Origin of the sequence: Saccharothrix carnea (genome assembly GCF_003014735.1) — a bacterium.
GTDB classification, from domain to species: Bacteria; Actinomycetota; Actinomycetes; order Mycobacteriales; family Pseudonocardiaceae; genus Actinosynnema; species Actinosynnema carneum.
The window spans coordinates 43,606-62,232 of sequence record NZ_PYAX01000022.1; the positions used below are offsets into that span (position 1 = coordinate 43,606).

17 protein-coding genes are annotated in these 18,627 nt (G+C 71.1%); 7 read left to right on the forward strand and 10 right to left on the reverse strand.

All coding sequences use genetic code 11. From position 1 onward, the window contains the following. Positions 1-33: 33 nt before the first annotated feature. Positions 34-267: a preprotein translocase subunit SecG gene (gene secG, locus B0I31_RS36825; RefSeq protein ID WP_106620004.1), complete on the forward strand. Its 234-nt coding sequence runs from the start codon at positions 34-36 to the stop codon at positions 265-267. 81 nt (positions 268-348) lie between these two features. Beyond that, the gene (locus B0I31_RS36830) at positions 349-693 is read left to right on the forward strand and encodes an RNA polymerase-binding protein RbpA (RefSeq protein ID WP_015103628.1); all 345 of its coding nucleotides are present in this window, start codon (positions 349-351) and stop codon (positions 691-693) included. Positions 694-774: 81 nt separating this feature from the next. Here the strand turns inward: B0I31_RS36830 and B0I31_RS42335 are convergent, their stop codons facing one another. After that, positions 775-1,629, reverse strand: coding sequence for a hypothetical protein (locus tag B0I31_RS42335; protein ID WP_245950709.1), 855 nt, complete (start codon positions 1,627-1,629; stop codon positions 775-777). A 116-nt stretch (positions 1,630-1,745) separates the two neighbouring features. On the opposite strand from B0I31_RS42335, the gene B0I31_RS36850 reads away from it, so the two are divergent. The 3 genes from B0I31_RS36850 to B0I31_RS42820 all read left to right on the forward strand — a co-directional run bounded on the left by B0I31_RS36850 (position 1,746) and on the right by B0I31_RS42820 (position 4,538). After that, entirely contained in the window at positions 1,746-2,531 is a 786-nt protein-coding gene (locus B0I31_RS36850) for a hypothetical protein (protein WP_106620006.1), read from the forward strand. Then, complete coding sequence (locus tag B0I31_RS36855) at positions 2,528-4,234, forward strand: serine/threonine-protein kinase (protein WP_106620007.1); 1,707 nt, start codon at positions 2,528-2,530, stop codon at positions 4,232-4,234. The genes B0I31_RS36850 and B0I31_RS36855 overlap by 4 nt, the downstream gene beginning before the upstream one ends. Positions 4,235-4,409: 175 nt before the next feature. Next, positions 4,410-4,538, forward strand: coding sequence for a hypothetical protein (locus B0I31_RS42820; protein ID WP_281262341.1), 129 nt, complete (start codon positions 4,410-4,412; stop codon positions 4,536-4,538). Positions 4,539-4,810: 272 nt separating this feature from the next. On the opposite strand, the gene B0I31_RS36860 is transcribed toward B0I31_RS42820, so the two are convergent. Beyond that, positions 4,811-6,100 (reverse strand): sensor histidine kinase, encoded by a 1,290-nt coding sequence (locus tag B0I31_RS36860; RefSeq protein WP_106620008.1) that lies wholly within the window; start codon positions 6,098-6,100, stop codon positions 4,811-4,813. Between the two features lie 260 nt (positions 6,101-6,360). Here B0I31_RS36860 and B0I31_RS36865 point away from each other — a divergent pair, with 260 nt between their 5' ends. Further along, positions 6,361-6,942: a hypothetical protein gene (locus tag B0I31_RS36865; protein WP_146174100.1), complete on the forward strand. Its 582-nt coding sequence runs from the start codon at positions 6,361-6,363 to the stop codon at positions 6,940-6,942. Here the strand turns inward: B0I31_RS36865 and pgl are convergent. From pgl to tkt, 6 genes are read right to left on the reverse strand one after another with little or no spacing between them, the layout of a single operon-like run. Then, positions 6,923-7,717, reverse strand: coding sequence for a 6-phosphogluconolactonase (pgl, locus tag B0I31_RS36870; RefSeq protein WP_106620010.1), 795 nt, complete (start codon positions 7,715-7,717; stop codon positions 6,923-6,925). The two genes, B0I31_RS36865 and pgl, sit on opposite strands and share 20 nt — an antisense overlap. Then, positions 7,714-8,967: a glucose-6-phosphate dehydrogenase assembly protein OpcA gene (gene opcA / locus B0I31_RS36875; RefSeq protein ID WP_106620011.1), complete on the reverse strand. Its 1,254-nt coding sequence runs from the start codon at positions 8,965-8,967 to the stop codon at positions 7,714-7,716. The genes pgl and opcA overlap by 4 nt, the downstream gene beginning before the upstream one ends. Then, a complete protein-coding gene (zwf, locus tag B0I31_RS36880; protein ID WP_106620012.1) occupies positions 8,964-10,505 on the reverse strand; it encodes a glucose-6-phosphate dehydrogenase in 1,542 nt (513 codons plus the stop codon). The genes opcA and zwf overlap by 4 nt, the downstream gene beginning before the upstream one ends. Beyond that, positions 10,502-12,118, reverse strand: coding sequence for a glucose-6-phosphate isomerase (locus B0I31_RS36885; RefSeq protein ID WP_106620013.1), 1,617 nt, complete (start codon positions 12,116-12,118; stop codon positions 10,502-10,504). The genes zwf and B0I31_RS36885 overlap by 4 nt, the downstream gene beginning before the upstream one ends. 14 nt (positions 12,119-12,132) lie before the next feature. Then, positions 12,133-13,245 carry a transaldolase gene (gene tal / locus B0I31_RS36890; RefSeq protein WP_106620014.1) on the reverse strand — a complete coding sequence of 371 codons (1,113 nt, stop codon included), beginning with the start codon at positions 13,243-13,245 and terminating at the stop codon, positions 12,133-12,135. Positions 13,246-13,289: 44 nt separating this feature from the next. Next, positions 13,290-15,383: a transketolase gene (gene tkt / locus B0I31_RS36895; RefSeq protein ID WP_106620015.1), complete on the reverse strand. Its 2,094-nt coding sequence runs from the start codon at positions 15,381-15,383 to the stop codon at positions 13,290-13,292. Positions 15,384-15,638: 255 nt separating this feature from the next. Between tkt and B0I31_RS36900 the strand changes: the two genes are divergently transcribed. Beyond that, positions 15,639-16,562 (forward strand): heme o synthase, encoded by a 924-nt coding sequence (locus B0I31_RS36900; protein ID WP_106620016.1) that lies wholly within the window; start codon positions 15,639-15,641, stop codon positions 16,560-16,562. A gap of 706 nt (positions 16,563-17,268) precedes the next feature. On the opposite strand, the gene B0I31_RS36905 is transcribed toward B0I31_RS36900, so the two are convergent. Then, positions 17,269-17,919 carry an HD domain-containing protein gene (locus B0I31_RS36905; RefSeq protein WP_106620017.1) on the reverse strand — a complete coding sequence of 217 codons (651 nt, stop codon included), beginning with the start codon at positions 17,917-17,919 and terminating at the stop codon, positions 17,269-17,271. A gap of 59 nt (positions 17,920-17,978) precedes the next feature. Continuing rightward, positions 17,979-18,626: a hypothetical protein gene (locus B0I31_RS36910; RefSeq protein WP_106620018.1), complete on the reverse strand. Its 648-nt coding sequence runs from the start codon at positions 18,624-18,626 to the stop codon at positions 17,979-17,981. Position 18,627: the final 1 nt, after the last annotated feature.

Here is an 18,627-nt window from a genome sequence, read left to right on the forward strand (position 1 = left end):
CTGTGGCGTCACCTGCCTGACAGCGAGGAAGAAATGATCCTGTTCCTTCAGATCCTGCTGATCGTCTCCAGCCTGCTGCTCATCCTGCTCGTGCTGTTGCACCGCGGGCGCGGCGGCGGTCTGTCCTCGTTGTTCGGCGGCGGCATGCAGTCGAGCCTGTCCGGCTCCAGCGTGGTCGAGAAGAACCTCGACCGGCTGACGTTGTTCGTCGGCGCGGTCTGGGTCATCGCGATCGTGGGCGTCGGGCTGCTGATGAAGGTCAACTGACACAGGTGACAGGTCGGCGGGCGCCGACGGCGTCGGCCGGCACGGACACAGGGAATCCACGTGGTGGGGGTGTGAGGGTCGATGGCTGGTGGTAACGCGATTCGCGGTACCCGCGTCGGCGCAGGCCCGATGGGCGAATCGGAGCGCGGCGAGTCCGCGCCCCGACGTCGGGTGTCGTACTGGTGCGCGAACGCGCACGAGTCCCGGCCGTCGTTCGCGGTCGAAGCCGAGATCCCGGAGAACTGGGACTGCCCCCGGTGCGGTCTGCCGGCCGGGCGTGACGAGCAGGCTCCGCCTGCCCCGCCGCGCAACGAGCCGTACAAGACGCACCTGGCGTACGTGAAGGAGCGCCGCTCCGACGCGGATGGTGAGGCGATCCTCGAAGAGGCGCTCACCAAGCTGCGCAAGCAGCGCGAAGAGCCCTAGCCGGGCTCAGGCGACAACGGCACGACGGCCCCTGCGGGTACTCACCGCAGGGGCCGTCGTCGTCCTCGGGCACGCTGGTCCTCAGGCGCGCTTGGTGAACAGGCCGGAGAACTGGCGGCGGACCAGGATCGCTCCCACCAGCAGGAAGAACACCAGGATCACCAGGGTGGACGTCGTGCCGCCGGTCGAACTGGTCAACGCCACGTCCACGCTCCCGACCAGCACCACGCCGCAGTCCGCGCGGATCACGTGGCGACCCGGCTGGATCGTGGTGAACTCGACCCTGGTGCTGAACGTGCCCGAACCGTCCGCCTTCGCCGTGCCCACCGCCTCGCCCAGCGAGCTGAGCCGCACCGGTGAACCCGGGTCGCAGCCCGTGCCGGTCGCGGTCAACGGGTCACCCGGCTGGATGTTGTCCTTGTCCAACGTCAGGGCGCCGTCACTGTCGAACGGCTTCGTCGTCGTCGACGCGGGGCTGTCCGTCGTGGTCGTAGTGGTCGTGGTCGTGGTGGTTGTAGTGGTCGTCGGCTGTGTGGTCGTCGTGCGCGGAGGGCGGGTGGTGGTCGTCGTGGTCACCGGGGGAGCGGTCGTCGTGGTGACCGGTGGCGGGGTGGTGGTCGTGGTCGGCCTCGGCGTCACGGTGAAGCCGTCCGTCGGGTTCGACGTCGCCGCGCACACCGGCCGCGCCGTGACCCGGTGCCCGCCCACCCCCGCGTCCGCCGGCACCGTCGCCGTGCCGGAACCCGCGCCACGACCCGCGTGCCTGCCGCCGCCGATCACCCGGCCGCCGTCCCACAGGATCTGCACGGAGTAGTTCGAGCAGTCCGGGTCGAGGTACACGCCGGTCCAGCTGACCGTGAACGTGGTGCCCGGCGGTCCGGAATCCGGGTTCGCGGTCGCGACGCCCTGCTGCTGCGCCGATACCGGTGCCGCCACAAGCGCCGTAACGGCATAGGCCAAGGCACCGAGTAGAGCTAGTGTTCCTGCCGATCGCATACCGACTCCCGGACCAGTCCGCTACCCACCGATGAGGTGCCCTTGTGAGACGCATTATGAGCAGCGTCGGTTTACTGCTCCTGTGCGGGATCTTCCTCGGCGTCGCCCCCGCCCACGCCGCCGGGGACGCGGTCACCATCGACGCCACCGTGGACGGCACCCCGGTCGGCGAGGACGAGTTGCTGCTCGACCCGTCCGGCTCCTCCCGCATCCTCGTGACCGTCCACAACGGAACGGACACCGTGCGGCACGTCAAGACGATCCGGCTGTCCGGCACGGCCCTCGCGCTGACGTTCTTCTCCTACGACACGACCGTGCCGTTCGACGTGCCCGCCAAGGAGAGCGTCACGCGCGGCTTCGTGCTCGACCTCGGGCAGCTCGGCACCCAGGCCACCGGGCTGCTGCCCACCGAGCTGGAAGTGCTCGACACCAACCGCGACGTGATCGCGTCCATCGGCGTGACCGGTGACGTGCGCGGATCGCTGTGGTCGGTGTACGGGGTGTTCGGGCTGGCCGTGTTCGGGCTGACGCTGCTGGCGTGGGCGGGTGCGCTGTTCGCGCTGGCACGCCGCCGACTGCCCGCGAACCGGTGGCAGCGGGCGATGCGGTTCCTGCCCGCCGGCGTCGGCACCGGGCTCGTCGCGGTGATCTCGCTGTCCGTGCTGCGGGTCATGGCACCGTCACCGGCCGCGGAGATCCCGTTCATCCTGGGCGCGGCGGCCGCGGCGTTCGCCCTGGGCTACCTGACGCCGCACCCGGACGTGGACGACCTGCGCCCGCCGCCGACCGATCCGGAGAGCACGCAGCGGATCACCCGGCCGTTGCCGGGCGGTGTCGCGTGACGGTGTCGGCGAACGTCGTCGCGGCGCTGCCGCAGTACGACCTCGGCGCGGAGATCGGGCGCGGCGGCATGGGGGTCGTGTACGCGGCCGTGCACCGGCCGTTGGGGCGGGCGGTGGCGGTGAAGCGGCTGCCCGGTGTGCTGGCTTCGGACGAGCGGATGAGCGCGCGGTTCGCGCACGAGGCGCGGCTGCTGGCGCGGCTCGACCACCCGCACATCGTGCCCGTGTACGACTACGTCCAGGACCGCGGCGAGCACCTGCTGGTGATGGAGAAGCTCGACGGTGGCACGGTGTGGTCGAAGTTCACCGGTCCGGGTGTCACACCGGCGGCATCGTGTGCTCTCGGCCTGGCGATGCTGTCCGGTCTGCACGCCGCGCACGGTGCCGGGGTGCTGCACCTGGACGTGAAGCCGAAGAACCTGCTGTTCACCGCCGGTGGGGTGCTCAAGGTCGCCGATTTCGGGATCTCGCAGGTGGTGAGCGAGGGCGCGACGCTCGTGACGCACGGTGGGCAGGTGCTCGGCACGCCCGCGTACCTGTCACCCGAACAGGCGTTGGGCAACCCGCTGAGCCCGGCAGCGGACGTCTACGGTGCGGCGACCGTGCTGTACGAGCTGCTGAGCGGCCGGCTGCCGTTCGACAGCGGTGGCGGGGCGTTGGCGATGATCCAGCGTCACGTCTACCAGCAGCCCCGGCCCCTGATCGAAGTACCGGATCCACTCGCCCGGGTGATCATGCGGGGCATCGAACGCGACCCGCAGGCCCGGTACCGCAACGCGGAGACGTTCGCCGTCGACCTGGCGGGTGCGGCGGCCGAGGTCTTCGGCCGCGACTGGCTGCTGCGCCTCGGCACCCCGGTCCACCTGACCCCGCACGTCGCCGCCGCCAGCACCCGCCCCGCCGCCGGCCTTTCGGTGCCGCGCGAGACTCTCGACATCCCCGTCCGCGCGACCCTCGCCCTCGCCGACACCCCGTCGACCCCCGTGCGGCTGGGCGCGCAGACCCTCGTGCCCGCCGCCCAGGTCCTGGCCCAGCCGAAACCGGCCCGCTGGTTCGCCGTGGCCGCGGCCCTGGCGGCGGCCCTGATGATCGCCCTCCCGTTCACCATCCCCGACCGCGACCTGCCGGTGCACCAGGCCGATTTGAGCAAACCGTTCACCCTGGGCGAGGGCACCCCGACCACCGCCCGCCTCACCGTGACCGCGGTCGGCATCACTCTGGCCGACGTCCCCGCCTCCACTCCCTCCACCGACACCCCCGCCGGCACCCCGGGCCCCGACGACCCGGCCACCCCCGGCTCACCGTTGGCCTTCGAGCTGCCGGGCGCGAGCCGCTGGATCGTCGGCGGCGCCGCGGTGGCGACCGTGACGGCAGACGGCAAGTCCACCGACTACTCCCTCCAGCCGGTCACCCACCCGCTGATCAGCATCATGGGCGCGGGCAGCGCGGTGCTGCTGCTGTTCACGCTCGCGTACCTGGAGTCGATCCTGCGGTCGCTGCGGCGGCGTCAGGCGGGCACCGGCGCGGTGGTCGTGGCCGCGCCGCTGGGCTTCGGGCTCGGCGTGGCGGTGTGGCTCCTGCCGTCCGTGTTGCTGCGCCACACACCCGACCTCTGGCCGGCACTCGTGTGCGGCGGCTTGGGCGCGGTGGCGGCCGTGTGCACGGCCGTGGCTGCCCGCCGGTCGGCGACGGCTCTGCGCTGACCGCCACCGGCCGGCGCCGCAACCACCGCGCGCCCGCCAGCCGCGATCCGTGCCAGCCACCGTGCCCGAGCCGGGGCGCTGCCGTGCCGCCGCTGGCCTCGGTGCCAGCCGCTGGGCCGGGCGGGGAGACGCCGCCGGGCCGCCGGTGGCGGCTGGTCGGGCTGCAGTTGGCCGGGTGGCGGGACGGTGCCGTGCCGCCGCTGGCCTCGGTGCCAGCCGCTGGGCCTGGAGCCGGGACGCCGTGCCGCCGCTGGCCGGGTTGCCGGGCCGCCGCTGGGCGCTGGCCCGGCAGCCGCTCCGCTGACCGCCGCTGCCGCATAGACCTGTGCCCGGCGGACTGCGTGGCCCGCGCTGGCCGCCCCGACTGGTTCCCGGTGCCGGCCTGTCCCTGTGGCTCACCAGTCGGCCCGAGCCAGCGGCCAACACCGGCACCGGCCGTTTTCCCGCTCGCCGGTGGTGGGTAGGGCCGGGGGTTGGTCGGCGGGCCTCGTTGTTTCAACCGACGCGTGAGGTTCAGGATAACAGTGTTCTGATTGGTAGTTGGTGGATGATCACCCGATGGTGTGACGGGAGATGTCAGGGTTCCAGGGTTCTGACCAGGGGAAACGTTACCTTGACGATGAAGCCGCCGCTGTCCGTTGGGCCCGCTTCCAGCTCACCGTCCAGCAACGCCGCACGCTCCCGCAGCCCCACCAAGCCGTGACCGCCGCTGGGCAACGTCGCACCGTCCACCGACCCCTCCGGTGCCTCGTTGCGCACCTCCACCCGCAGCTGGTCGGCATCTGCGACGACCAGCACCGCCGTCGCCGCCCCGCACGCGTGCTTCCGCACGTTGGTCAACGCCTCCTGCACCGTCCGGTACGCGGCACCCGAGACCGGTGCCGGCAGGTCGGCCACCGGGCCCTGCACCGTCAAGGTCGCCGGGATCCCCGCGGTGCTCACCAGTTGTGGCAGGTCTTCGACCCGGGGTTGGGGCGAGTCGTCGCCGCTGGTCGTCCGCAGCACGCTCACCAGCTGCCGCAGCTCGTCCAACGTCCGCGTGCTCAGCATCCGGATCGTCCCGGCGACCTGCTTCGCGTTCGGATCGGCCGCGGCCATCCTGAGGGCACCCGCCTGCATCGCGATCAAGCTCACCTGGTGCGACACGACGTCGTGCATCTCCCGCGCCAACCTGGCCCGCTCGTCCGCCCGCACCGCGTGGGCGTGCAGCATCCGCTCCCGTTCCCGGCTCGCGGCCAGCTCGGCGATCCGCGCCGACAGCTCCTCCCGCGCGTGCGCCAGCAACCCGATCGCGATCGGCATCCCCGCGACGATGCACCCGTAGATCGCGTTGTGCACGTGCGTCTTCCAGTCCAACGCCACGAACTCGTCCGGCGGCCACACGAAGAACCGGCTCAGCCACACCAACCCGGCCCCGATGTAGGTCTGCACCGACAGCAGCTTCTGCCGCGCCAACGTGCCCAGCGCGATCATCGCCGCCAACTGCGCCCACCCGGCCAGGAACCCGGGCACGGTGATCAGCACGACCAGGAACGGGAACCGCCGGCGCAACGCCACCGCCGCCACCGACACGATCGACAGCACGTAGTTGTACCGCTCCGCCTCGGGCACGACCCGCAGCCACACGTCCAGCGCCGCGATACCGACAGCCGCCGCGTCGAACGCGAGCTGCCGGTGCCGCCCGAGCAGGCGCCCGAGCAGCCGCTCGAACCCCCCGGCGAAGGCAGCACGCGACACCCGTTCGGTCGGAACGCCGTTGACCCGACCGCTCGGCAGCCTCTCGACAGCGTTGCCGGCCAGGGTTCGACCTCCTGTGTCAGCCGTCCGCCGGTCCTCACCGTACTGCGCTGTCATCACGCTTGGCATGACCCGCCTTTCCGCCCCGACGTGCCTCGATCCACCCGCTCACCCTTCGAGATGCGGTGATTACCCGAAAGGGACGCCCGGCGCCGCACAAAATTGCGAGCGCGAACGTCCGCTCACCGGACAACTTCCCGTGCCGCGCGCTCCGCCACACGTTCGGGTGAACGCGTGGCATCCCGCGAAACGGTCTTCGCCACCCGCCGACACTTCCAGTGGCGCTCGCGTGCGACCGCCAGTCGGGTGAATCGGGGGAAGGGGGCCGCGTGTCCGGTGAGAAGAGCAAGTGGGGCGTTGGCGCGGCGGTGCTCGGAGCGGTCGCGGCGCTGATCTCCGCGCTGGCCGCCGTGTGGGCGGAGGTCGGCGACGACGACTCGGAAGCCGCCTCGTCGTCGGCGGCGCACGCCACGGTCGTGGAGGGCCAACAGGGTGGGAGGCAACCGAACCCCGTCCCGGTCGACCGCGGCGGGGACGAAGGCGGCGAGGACACCAAGGCGCAGTTCACCGTGACCGGGTTGGAGGTGTCGGTCAGCCCTTCGGACACCCCGGTCTCCTGCGACGACAACGTGCGGTTCACGTTCAGCGGCACGGTCACCACCAACGGCACGGGCGAGGTCGCCTACCGCTGGGCCGGGACGGACGGCACGTCCGACCGGGGCACCGTCCAGGTCGGCTCGACGGGCCGCGCCGAGGTCGAGTCGGTGACCTTGTCGCTGGACGGGGCGCGGACCGAAGGCGGGTACGTCCTCGAGGTCACCGCGCCCAACGCGGTGTCCGACTCGGCCTCGGTCACCTGCGCGCCGACCGAGCCCGAGCCGACCACCGACGTCATGCCAAAGGCGGGGTGAACAGGTCCGGCACCTTCGCGGCGGCGGCCGGGTCGAGCAGCCACAGCGTGCGCCGACGACCGCGGGCACCGGCGGCGGGCAGTTGCACCTCATCGGCACCGGTCAGGCCCGTGGCCACCGCCGCGGCCTTCGCCGCACCGGTAGTCATCAGCCACACCTCCTGCGCCGCGCGGATCGCGGGCAGCGTGAGGCTCACCCGGGTCGGCGGTGGCTTGGGGCAGTCGCGCACCGCGACGACCCCGCGCTCCCGCTCCAGGACCGCGGGCGACTCGGGGAAGATCGAGGCCACGTGCCCCTCCTCCCCGACACCGAGCAGGCACACGTCGAACGACGGCACGGAACCGTGGTCCTCCGAGCCGTGGTCTTCTGGGCGGGCGGCGGCGGCCAGCACGTCGGCGTACGCCTCGGCGGCGGCCTCCGGGTCGTCACCGAACCGCCCGTCCGACGGCTCCATCACGTGCACGCGCGAAGCGGGCACCGGCACGTGGTCCAGCAACGCCTCCCGCGCCTGCGTCTCGTTGCGCTCCGGGTGCCCGGCGGGCAGGAACCGCTCGTCGCCCCAGTAGAGGTCGACCCGGGTCCAGTCCACCGCGTCCCGGGCGGGCGTGGCGCGCACGTGCTCCAGCACCGCGATACCGGTCCGACCACCGGTCAGCACCAACGACGCCGAGCCGCGCGCGGTCTGCGCGTCCACCAGCGTGGTGACCAGGCGGGCAGCCGTGGCGGCGGCCAGCAGGTCGCCGTCACGGTGCACCACCACCTCGGGCCGGCTCACGAGCCCGCCTTCGCCTTCGCGCCTGCCTTCGCGGAACCGGACTTCGCCGACTTGGCCGCGGTCGACTGGGCACCGTCCGACTTCGCGACGGTCGACTTGGCGGTAGCCGACTTGGCCGCGGTCGACTTGGGCGTGGCAGCCCGGCGGGCGGGGGCCTTCGCGGGCTTGGTCTCCACCTGGCCGTCGACCGCGGCACCGTCCACCACGCCGGTCGGCTCGGCGGACGCCGCCTGAGCGCCGGGACCACCGTCCGACTTCGCCTTGGCCACACCAGCACCCGACGCGGCCCGTGCGGGCTTGCGCGTCGTCGCGGCGGCCTTCACCGGCGTCCGACCGCGCACGACCTTGCCCAGCGACCGCAACGCCGACTCGTACACCTCGTCGGGGTCGAGCCTGCGCAACTCCTCGGCCAGGCAGTCCCGCACCTGGCGGCGCTGCAACGCGACCCGCCGCTCCGGCTGGCCCGGCTGGGTCAGCGTGCCGACCCGACCGTCCGGCCGCGACAGCTCCACCACACCGGACCGGCGCTCCAGCCGCACGTCCACGATGCCCTCACCGCTGGCGGCCTTCGCCCGCTTCACCGGCACCCGCAGGCACCCGGCCAGCCACGCGGCCAGCAGGTCGGTCGACGGCGAGTCGCTCTCACCGCTCACCTCGGCCTCGGTGACCTTCTCGTACGGCGGCAGGTCGAACGCCGACGCGAGCATCGCCCGCCACAGCGTCAGCCGCGTCCACGCCAGGTCCGTGTCACCGGGCGTGTAGCCCGCGCGACGCTGCTCCAACGCCTTGATCGGGTTCTTCTCCGCCGCCGCGTCGGTGATCCGGCGCTGCGCGAGCTGCCCGATCGGGTCCTGCGCGGGCACGGCGGGCGCCTCGTTCGGCCACCACGCCACCACCGGGGTGTCCGGCAGCAGCAGCGGCACGACGCACGACGCGCCCTCGTTGGCCAGCTCGCCGTACAGGCGCAGCACGATCACCTCGGACGCGCCCGCGTCACCACCGACGCGGATCTGCGCGTCGAGCCGCGGCGCGGCCTTGCGGGCGCCGCGCGCCACCACGATCACCCGGCACGGGTGCTCCCGACTGGCGTCGTTGGCCGCGTCGATGGCCTCCTCGGTCTTGGTGCCGTCGTCGGTCACGATGACCAGCGTCAGCACCCGACCGAGGGTGACCGCGCCGCCCTCCTCGCGCAGCCGCACGAGCTTGCTGTTGACCTGCGACGTGGTCGTCGAGGGCAGGTCGATGATCACGGACGCCTCCAGTGCCTGCCGGTGCGGGCCAGCATCTCGTCCGCCGACGCCGGTCCCCAGGTGCCTGCCTTGTACTTCTCCGGCGCGCCGGTGGCGCTCCAGTGCTTCAGGACGGGGTCCAGGATCTCCCAGGACAGCTCGACCTCGTCGTTCTTCGGGAACAGCGACGGCTCGCCGAGCAGCACGTCCAGCAGCAGCCGCTCGTAGGCCTCGGGGGACGACTCGGTGAACGCGTGGCCGTAGCCGAAGTCCATCGTGACGTCCCGGACCTCCATCGAGTTGCCCGGCACCTTCGACCCGAACCGCATGGTCACGCCCTCGTCCGGCTGCACCCGCACCACCAGGGCGTTCTGCCCCAGCTCCTCGGTGGCGGTGTCGTCGAAAGGCAGGTGCGGCGCGCGCTTGAACACCACGGCCACCTCGGTGACGCGGCGACCCAGGCGCTTGCCGGTGCGCAGGTAGAACGGCACACCGGCCCAGCGGCGGGTGTTCACCTCGCAGGTGATGGCCGCGTAGGTCTCGGTGACCGAGTCCTTGGCGAAGCCGCCCTCCTCCAGCAGGCCGAGCACCTTCTGCCCGCCCTGCCAGCCGCCGGTGTACTGGCCGCGAGCGGTGGTCTCGTCGAACGGCCCGATCGCCTTGGTCGCGGAGAGCACCTTGACCTTCTCCGCGCGCAGGTCGCTCGGCCGGAACGACACCGGCTCCTCCATCGCGGTCAGCGCGAGCAGCTGGAGCAGGTGGTTCTGGATCACGTCACGCGCCGCGCCGATGCCGTCGTAGTAGCCCGCTCGACCGCCGAGGCCGATGTCCTCGGCCATGGTGATCTGCACGTGGTCGACGTAGTTGGCGTTCCAGATGGGCTCGTAGAGCTGGTTGGCGAAGCGCAGCGCCAGGATGTTCTGCACCGTCTCCTTGCCGAGGTAGTGGTCGATGCGGAACACCGACTCCTCGGGGAAGACGTCGTTGACGGTCTTGTTGAGCTGCTTGGCGCTGGTCAGGTCGTGGCCGAACGGCTTCTCGATGACCACCCGCCGCCACTGGTCGGGCTTGTCGGTCGGCGGCGTGGCCAGGCCCGCGCGCTTGAGCTGGTTGACCACCGTGGTGAACGCGCTGGGCGGCACCGACAGGTAGAACGCGTGGTTGCCGCCCGTGCCGCGGTCGCGGTCCAGGTCGGCCAGGGTCGCGGCGAGCGAGTCGAACGCGGCGTCGTCGTCGAAGGTGCCCTGCACGAAGCGGATGCCCTCGGCGAGCTGGTCCCAGACCGCCTGCCGGAACGGCGTGCGCGCGTGCTCCTTGACGGCGTCGTGCACGACCTGCATGAAGTCCTGGTCGGCCCAGTCGCGGCGGGCGAAGCCGACGAGCGCGAAGCCCGGCGGCAGCAGGCCGCGGTTGGCCAGGTCGTAGATGGCGGGCATGAGCTTCTTGCGCGACAGGTCACCCGTCACGCCGAAGATCACCAGGCCGGAAGGCCCGGCGATGCGCGGGAGCCGCTTGTCCCGCGGGTCGCGCAAGGGGTTGCGCTTGGTGGGCGCGGTCACGAACCGTCCTCCTGGATTGCCTCGACGAGCTGCGCGAGCCCGGCGACGCGGTCGGTCAGGTGCAGCCGCAGCACCGGGCGGCCGCGCTCGGCGAGCACCTGGCCGTCGCCCAGCGCCTGGGCCAACTGCAACGTGCTGAGGTCGTACGGCCTGCCCGGCACGTCCAGGCTCTCCTCGGACGCACCGGTCAGCTGCAGGAACACGCCGTTCTGGTGACCGCCCTTGTGGTACTGGCCGGTCGAGTGCAGGAACCGCGGTCCCCACCCGAACGTGGTCTGCAGGTGTGAACGCTGCGCCAACTCCGGGCGAACGAGCGCGAACGACGCGTCGTCGACCCGGTCCAGGTAGGCCTGCACGGACAGGTAGCCGTGCTCGGGCGAGGCGGCGACGAGCACCCGCAACGCCTCGGCGACCGTCTTCACGTCGGCGGGCAGCCAGCCCTCGCTGGGGTAGGCCTCGATCGGACCGTCCACGAAGGCCGGTTCGGCGGTCGACGCGGCGGGGGAGTCCAACAGGGACCGGGCCGCCTTCTTCGCCGCCTCCACGTCGGGCTGGTCGAACGGGTTGATCTCCAGCACCCGGCCCACCAGCGCGGTCGCGTACTCCCACACCAGGAACTGCGCGCCGAGCGAGCCCTCCACCGACAGCGTCGACGAGCCGGTGGCCGGTCCGATCGCGACGGTCGTGGCGTCCGTGCGGGCGTCCACGAAACCGGGCGCCCCCGGACCCTCGACCACCACGGGCAGCAGGCCGGTGCCGTTCTTGCCGGTCGACTCGGCGATCAGCTGCTCGGCCCAGTCGCCGAACCCGGAGATGCCGGAGCCGGTGTCGGCGAACACGATCTTCTCCGCGCCGTGCGCGTGCGCCACCGCGAACGTGGCCGCCAGCACCACGGCGGGGTTGTCCGGCGAGTCGGCCGACACCAGCGGCGCGGCCGACGCCGCCTCGTCCAGCAGCTTGCCGACGTCCGCGCCCGCCAGGCCCGAGGGCACCAGGCCGAACGCGGTCAGCGCCGAGTACCGGCCGCCGACGTGCGGGTCGGCCAGGAACACCTTGCGGTAGCCCGCTTCCCGTGACGCGGCCTCCAGCGGCGAGCCGGGGTCGGTCACCACGACGATCCGCGACGCCGCGTCGATGCCCGCGGCGGTGAACGCGGCCTCGAAGATCCGCCGGTGGCTGTCGGTCTCGACGGTGCCGCCCGACTTGGACGACACCACCACGACCGTGCGCTTCAGGTCACCCGCCAACGCCTCGGCCACCTGGCCGGGGTCGGTGGTGTCGAGCACGACGAGCGGTACGCCCGCCGTGCCCGTGATCACCTCGGGCGCCAGCGACGAGCCGCCCATGCCGGCGAGGACCACGCGGTCCACGCCCTCGGCGAGCAGCTCGTCGCGCAGCGCGGTGATCTCCGCGACCAGCGGGCGGGACGTCTCGTGCAGTGTCGTCCAAGCCAGCCGGATCGACGCCTCGGGCTCCGCGTCGGGACCCCACAGCGTGGCGTCGCCTGCGGTGAGCCTGCTCGGAGCCGAATCGCGGACCAGGTCGCCGATGACGATGTCGACCTGGTTCTGGTTCGGCGTGCGGACGATCTCCACGGAGATCACCTGGGTCATCTGAATCCTCGTCCTCAGCCCTTGGCCTGGTTCAACTGTCCGGTCACCGTCTCCAGCAGCTCCGCCCCGGACTTCTCGAACTTCTGCACGCCCTCGGTCTCCAGCGTGATGAACACGTCGTCGAGGTCGATGCCGACCTCGGCCAGTCCGTCGAAGACCTCCTGCGCTTGGGCGGCGCGCCCGGTCACGGTGTCGCCCTCGATCTTGCCGTGATCGGCGACCGCGTGCAGCGTCTTCTCCGGCATCGTGTTGACCGTGCCGGCCACGACCAGCTGGTCGACGTACCGGGTGTCGGAGTAGTTCGGGTCCTTCACGCCGGTGGACGCCCACAGTGGACGCTGCGCGTGCGCGCCCTCGGCGGCCAGCGCCTCCCAGCGCTCGCCCTTGAAGGTCTCCTCGTACGCCGCGTACGCGAGCACCGCGTTCGCGATCGCCGCCTTGCCGCGCAACTCGGTCGCCGCCGGGCTGTCCAGCGCGTCCAGCCGCTTGTCGACCTCGGCGTCCACCCGGGACACGAAGAACGACGCCACGGAGTGGATGGAGCGCACGTCGTGCCCGTTGGCCTTGGCCTGCTCCAGACCCGCGATGAACGCCTCCATCACGTGCCGGTAGCGCTCGACGGAGAAGATCAGCGTCACGTTCACGCTGATGCCCTCGGCGAGCACCTTGGTGATCGCGGGCAGGCCTTCCAGCGTGGCCGGGATCTTCACCAGCAGGTTCGGCCGGTCCACCGCCTTGGCCAGGTCCAGCGCCTCGGCGACGGTGCCCTCGGTGTCGTGGGCGAGCCGCGGGTCGACCTCGATCGACACGCGGCCGTCCACGCCGTCGGTGGCGGTGTAGATGTCGCGGAACAGGTCGCACGCGTGGCGCACGTCCGAGGTGGTGATCTCGCGGACCGCCGTGTCGGTGTCCGCGCCGCGCGCGACCAGTTCCCGCACCTGCTCGTCGTACGCGGCGCCCTTGGCGAGGGCGGCGGCGAAGATGGTCGGGTTGGTGGTCACGCCGGTGACGTGCTTGCCGGCGATCAGCTCGGCCAGGTTGCCGGTGTTCAGCCGCTCGCGGGACAGGTCGTCCAGCCAGATCGACACGCCCGCGTCGCTGAGCGCGGCCAGCGGATTGGTGCTCATCTCTTCCAACTCCCCTGAGAAGTCCGTGTCCCGCGGTGCGGGGCTCACTTGACCTTCGCGAGCGACCGGCGGGCCGCCGCGACGACGTTCTCCGTGGTGAACCCGAACTCGCGGAACAACGTCTGGTAGTCCGCCGACGCACCGAAGTGCTCGATGGACACGATCTCGCCCGCGTCGCCCGCGAACCGGTGCCACGGCTGCGCGATGCCGGCCTCGACCACCACGCGCGCCTTCACCGACGACGGCAGCACCTGCTCCTGGTAGCTCTTGTCCTGGGCGTCGAACCACTCGACGCTCGGCATGGACACCACGCGGGCGGCGATGCCCTCGGCCTCGAACACCTTGCGGGCCTCGACCGCGATCTGCAGCTCCGAGCCGGTGGCGATGAGGATCAGCTCCGGGTCGCCCTCGCCCTCCAGCACGTAGCCGCCGCGCGCCACGCCCTCGACGGCCTTCTCCTTGGTGCCTTCCAGCACCGGGAGGTTCTGCCTGGTCAGGGCGATACCGGCGGGGCCGGTCGGGTTCTCGATCACGGCCCGCCACGCGGCGGCCGTCTCGTTCGCGTCACCGGGGCGCAGCACGGTCAGGCCCGGGATGGCGCGCAGCGCGGCCAGGTGCTCGATCGGCTGGTGCGTCGGGCCGTCCTCGCCGAGGCCGATGGAGTCGTGCGTCCACACGTAGGTGACCGCGGACTTCATCAGCGCCGCCAGCCGGACCGCCGGGCGCATGTAGTCGCTGAACACCAGGAACGTGCCGCCGTACGGGCGGGTCGGGCCGTGCAGCGCGATGCCGTTGAGGATCGAGCCCATGGCGTGCTCGCGGACGCCGAAGTGCAGCGTGCGGCCGTACGGGTTGGCGTTCCACATCTTGGTGGAGATCGACTCCGGGCCGAACGAGTCGACGCCCTTCATCGTGGTGTTGTTCGACTCCGCCAGGTCGGCCGAACCGCCCCACAGCTCCGGCAGCACGTCGCGCAGTGCGTTGAGCACCTCGCCGGACGCCTTGCGGGTGGCCACGCCCTTCGGGTCCGGCTCCCACGACGGCAGCGCCTCGGCCCAGCCCTCGGGCAGGCCGCGCGCCACCAGGCGGTCCAGCAGGGCCTTGCGCTCCGGGTTCGCCTGCGCCCACGCGTCGAACGACTTCTGCCACTCGGACTTGGCCGCCTCGCCGCGCTTGATCACCGAGCGGGTGTGCTCCAGCACCTCGTCGGAGACCTCGAACGTCTGCTCCGGGTCGAACCCGAGGATGCGCTTGACCTCGGCGACCTCGTCCGCGCCCAGGGCCGCGCCGTGCGCCGCGCCGGTGTTCTGCTTGTTCGGCGCCGGGAAGCCGATGATCGTGCGCAGCAGGATGAACGACGGGCGCTCGGTCTCGGCCTTGGCGTTCTCCAGGGCCTCGAGGATGCCCTTCACGTTCTCGCCGCCCTCGACGACCTGCACGTGCCAGCCGTAGGCCTCGTAGCGCTTCGCGGTGTCCTCGGACAGCGCGATCGTCGTGTCGTCCTCGATGGAGATCTTGTTGTCGTCGTAGATGACGGTCAAGTTGCCCAGCTTCTGGGTGCCCGCCAGCGACGACGCCTCGGACGTCACGCCCTCCTCGATGTCGCCGTCGGAGGCGATCACGAAGATGTGGTGGTCGAACGGGCTCTCGCCGACCGGGGCGTCCGGGTCGAACAGGCCGCGCTCGCGGCGCGCGCCCATCGCCATGCCGACCGCGGAGGCCAGGCCCTGGCCCAGCGGGCCGGTGGTGATCTCCACGCCGTTGGTGTGCCGGTGCTCGGGGTGGCCCGGGGTCTTGGAACCCCAGGTGCGCAACGCCTTGAGGTCGTCCAGCTCCAGGCCGTAGCCGTTGAGGAACAGCTGCACGTAGAGCGTCAGGCTGGAGTGGCCCGCGCTGAGCACGAACCGGTCGCGGCCGATCCAGTCGGCGTCGGCCGGGTCGTGCCGCATCACGCGCTGGAACAGCGTGTACGCGAGCGGCGCGAGGCTCATGGCGGTACCGGGGTGACCGTTGCCGACCTTCTGCACCGCGTCCGCGGCCAGGATGCGAGCGGTGTCCACCGCGCGCTTGTCGAGGTCGGTCCAATCTTCGGGCAGGTGGGCTTCGGTCAACCGGGCGATGTCATCGGTGACGGACACTGACTTCCAGCTCCAAACTCACTAGGCGGCGGTTGTGACGGCCGGCGTGAACTTAATCGATCCCGTCAGGCCCGATCCGCGGCTACCAAGGTCCGCCGGCCAGCCTAGTCCGACGAGCGGACCCTCGTACCACTCACGCTCTGTGGGTGTACGCACAGGCGTAGCTGGTGCGTTCAGGGAGTACCCGAACGGGCTGCTCGACCAACGCGCGGTTACGATCTGCGCATCCCCCGACCTGTTGAGGAGCGCGACGCCATGAGTGCCGTCACCGAGGCTCCGGCGCGGTCGCCCCGGCAGGTGGTCGGCGCGTACGTGGCGCTGACCAAGCCCCGGGTGATCGAGCTGCTGCTGATCACCACCATCCCGGCGATGCTCCTGGCCGCCCGCGGCCTGCCGCCGCTGTGGCTGATCGCGTGCACCCTGACGGGCGGCACCCTCGCCGCGGGCTCGGCCAACGCGCTGAACTGCTACGTCGACGCCGACATCGACTCGGTGATGAAGCGCACCAGCGCCCGGCCACTGGCGAAGGACTCCATCCCACCGCGCAACGCGCTGATCTTCGGCATCGTGCTCGGCATCGTGTCGTTCGGGTTCCTGTGGCTGACCACGAACCTGATCTCGGCCGTTTTCGCGGTGGCCACGATCCTGTTCTACATCTTCGTCTACACCCTGGTCCTCAAGCGCCGCACCTCGCAGAACATCATCTGGGGCGGCATGGCCGGCTGCATGCCGGTGATCATCGGCTGGTCCTCGGTGACCGGCACGGTCGCGTGGCCCGCACTGGTGATGTTCGGCGTGATCTTCTTCTGGACCCCGCCGCACACCTGGGCGCTCGCGATGAAGTTCAAGGAGGACTACGCCCGCGCCGGCGTCCCGATGCTGCCGGTGGTGGCGACGGCCCAGCAGGTCACCCGCCAGATCGTCATCTACTCGTGGATCACGGTCGTCTGCACGCTCCTCCTCGCACCGGTCACCTCGTGGATCTACGTCGCGGTCGCCGCCGCCTCAGGCATCTGGTTCGCCGTCTTCGCCCACCGCCTGCACCACGTGGTCCGCCGAGGCGGCTCGACCAACACCATGAAGTTCTTCCACATGTCGAACCTCTACCTGATGCTCGTCTTCTGCGGCCTGGCCGTCGACGCCGTCATCGCCCTGCCAGTACTCGGCTGGCCGTTCTGAGCTTGATGCACTTTCCGCATATTTGCGGATAACCCACCTCGCCCACACCCCAGCCGCCTCCCGGCCACTGGCACGTCCTTCTTCCCTAGAAGGAGGGCTTCGTGTCATCCCGCCGACCTGGCGCAGCCTTACCGCACGTGTCAAGGGTGGCGCGTCCAGCTTTGCCTCCTACTTCACTGGGACCGCGCGCCGCCCTTGACACGTGTGGTAACCCGGAGGGAGGTCGGTGGGATGACACGGAGTCCGGACCCACAACCCAACAGGGCATGACGGAGGCAGTTGGGGTCATCCTGCTGATCTGCCCGTCCGGCGAGGACTCTTTTGATCTTTTGCTTTGGGTTTTTGATCTTTGCGGGTTCTTGCACTCAGGGCCATCACTGCGCCACTCGAGTCCCGGCCCGATTTGACATGGGGCCCCTTACGGGTACTCCAGGTAGGCCGAAGCCGGGCAGGCCTGGCGGATAAAGCGCCCGCCAAGCCTGCCCGGCTTCGACCAGCCTAAAGCACCCGAACCCCATGTAAAATCGGCCCTCCGCGGTTGGGCGGCGGACCCGATGTGGTCCCGCTGCGGACCCGATCTGGTGCCGCTGCGGACCCGATCTAGTGCCGCTGCGGACCCCATCTGGTGCCGCTGCGGACCCCATCTGGTGCCGCTGCGGACCCGATGTGGTCCCCGATGTGGATCCATTGTGCTGCGGATCCATGGTCAGGAGACGGCTGAGAGCAGTTCGTTGACGGTGGGGTCGTCGAGTGACTCCACGATGCACGACCACAGCTCGAGGTTCGCCGTGGCCCATCGGGAGTAGGTGGCCGCTGCCTCCGGGTCGTAGAAGTAGTACCCCTCGTCGTGCTTGCCGCGCTGCTCACCGACGATCTTGTGCGCCAGCTCCTTGAGCGTGATCCCGTTCTCTTCGAGGTACTTGGGCGCCAGCACCACGGGTGTCACGGGCAGTGCCTTGAACAGCGTGTCCGCATCCGACAACGCCTGCGCTTCCAGCGAGATGTCCCGGTGTCGGGTGCGCATCTCGGCCTCTTCGACGATGGCGTCCACTCGGGCCGCGATGTCGGCCGGTACGCCCGCGCCCGCCAGGATGTCCAGGCGCAACCGCCTGCCGTCGACCGGCAGGGAGTTGCGCCGGACCATGTAGTTCACGTCGTGGACGAGGGCCGCCACCTCGACCAGCGCCACGTCCGAACCGTTCCGCCGGGCGAAGTGGACAGCCTTGTCCCGCACGAAGCTGACGTGGTGCCAGCCGTGGAACTGCAGTTTCGCGGCCAGGTCGCGGCACAGTCGCCACACCTCGGCCTCGACCTCGGAGATCGCCTGCGCCGTGACCGTCCTCGTGACAGTACTCATTGGACCCTCCCGTGCCGGGTGGGCCGATGGTAGGCGCGCGCGATGATCCTTGGCGGCGATTACAGGTTGTTCGTCAGGACCTCCAACCTCGCCTCCACCGGCACGTGCCGGTGGCTGGCTCCGGTGTCCGGGTCGTAGCTGAGGCTCCACGGGCTGACCGCGCGCGACTTGACCAGGAACGTCATGGTGTCGTCGGCGGCCTTCGGGATGCGGTGGAACTCGTGGGCCAGCATCGTGCCCGAAGCGCCCTCGTGAGCCTCCGCGCTGCGCAGCAGGGTGGTGGACACGATCCGCCTGCCGTCGTCGCCGACGTCGGCGGTGAAGCGTTCGTGCAGGTAGGAGCCGGACAGGATGGTGGTGCAGAAGTGGTAGCGGTGGTTGTGGATGGAGTCGGCGTAGCCCGGTCGCCAGTCGCTCTGCGGCTTGTACTCGTGCAGCCAGAACGTGAACGGCTCGGCCGGTTCGTCACGCAGGCACCAGGCGAAGTGGGTCGTGGTCTCGCGGGATCTGGCCACCACGCGCATCTCGTCCTGCGGTGAGAGGGCGCGCAGGTGACCGCGCAGCCTCTCCCGCAGGCCGGGTAGGCCCGCCCACTCCCGGAAACGCCTCTCGACGTGTCCCCAGTGGTCGACGACAGGGGGGTCGGCCACGGCGATGAGCGTGGCGAGCTCCGCGAGGGCGGAGAACCCGGTGGACTCGGTGAGCACG

What these genes read in the sequence shown, in the direction of transcription:
- B0I31_RS36885 (WP_106620013.1), bottom strand. Translation starts at nt 12,118, where the DNA reads ATGACCCAGGTGATCTCCGTGGAGATCGTCCGCACGCCGAACCAGAAC.
- B0I31_RS36900 (WP_106620016.1), top strand. Translation starts at nt 15,639, where the DNA reads ATGAGTGCCGTCACCGAGGCTCCGGCGCGGTCGCCCCGGCAGGTGGTC.
- B0I31_RS36860 (WP_106620008.1), bottom strand. Translation starts at nt 6,100, where the DNA reads ATGCCAAGCGTGATGACAGCGCAGTACGGTGAGGACCGGCGGACGGCT.
- B0I31_RS36850 (WP_106620006.1), top strand. Translation starts at nt 1,746, where the DNA reads ATGAGCAGCGTCGGTTTACTGCTCCTGTGCGGGATCTTCCTCGGCGTC.
- B0I31_RS36905 (WP_106620017.1), bottom strand. Translation starts at nt 17,919, where the DNA reads ATGAGTACTGTCACGAGGACGGTCACGGCGCAGGCGATCTCCGAGGTC.
- B0I31_RS36830 (WP_015103628.1), top strand. Translation starts at nt 349, where the DNA reads ATGGCTGGTGGTAACGCGATTCGCGGTACCCGCGTCGGCGCAGGCCCG.
- secG (WP_106620004.1), top strand. Translation starts at nt 34, where the DNA reads ATGATCCTGTTCCTTCAGATCCTGCTGATCGTCTCCAGCCTGCTGCTC.
- tal (WP_106620014.1), bottom strand. Translation starts at nt 13,245, where the DNA reads ATGAGCACCAATCCGCTGGCCGCGCTCAGCGACGCGGGCGTGTCGATC.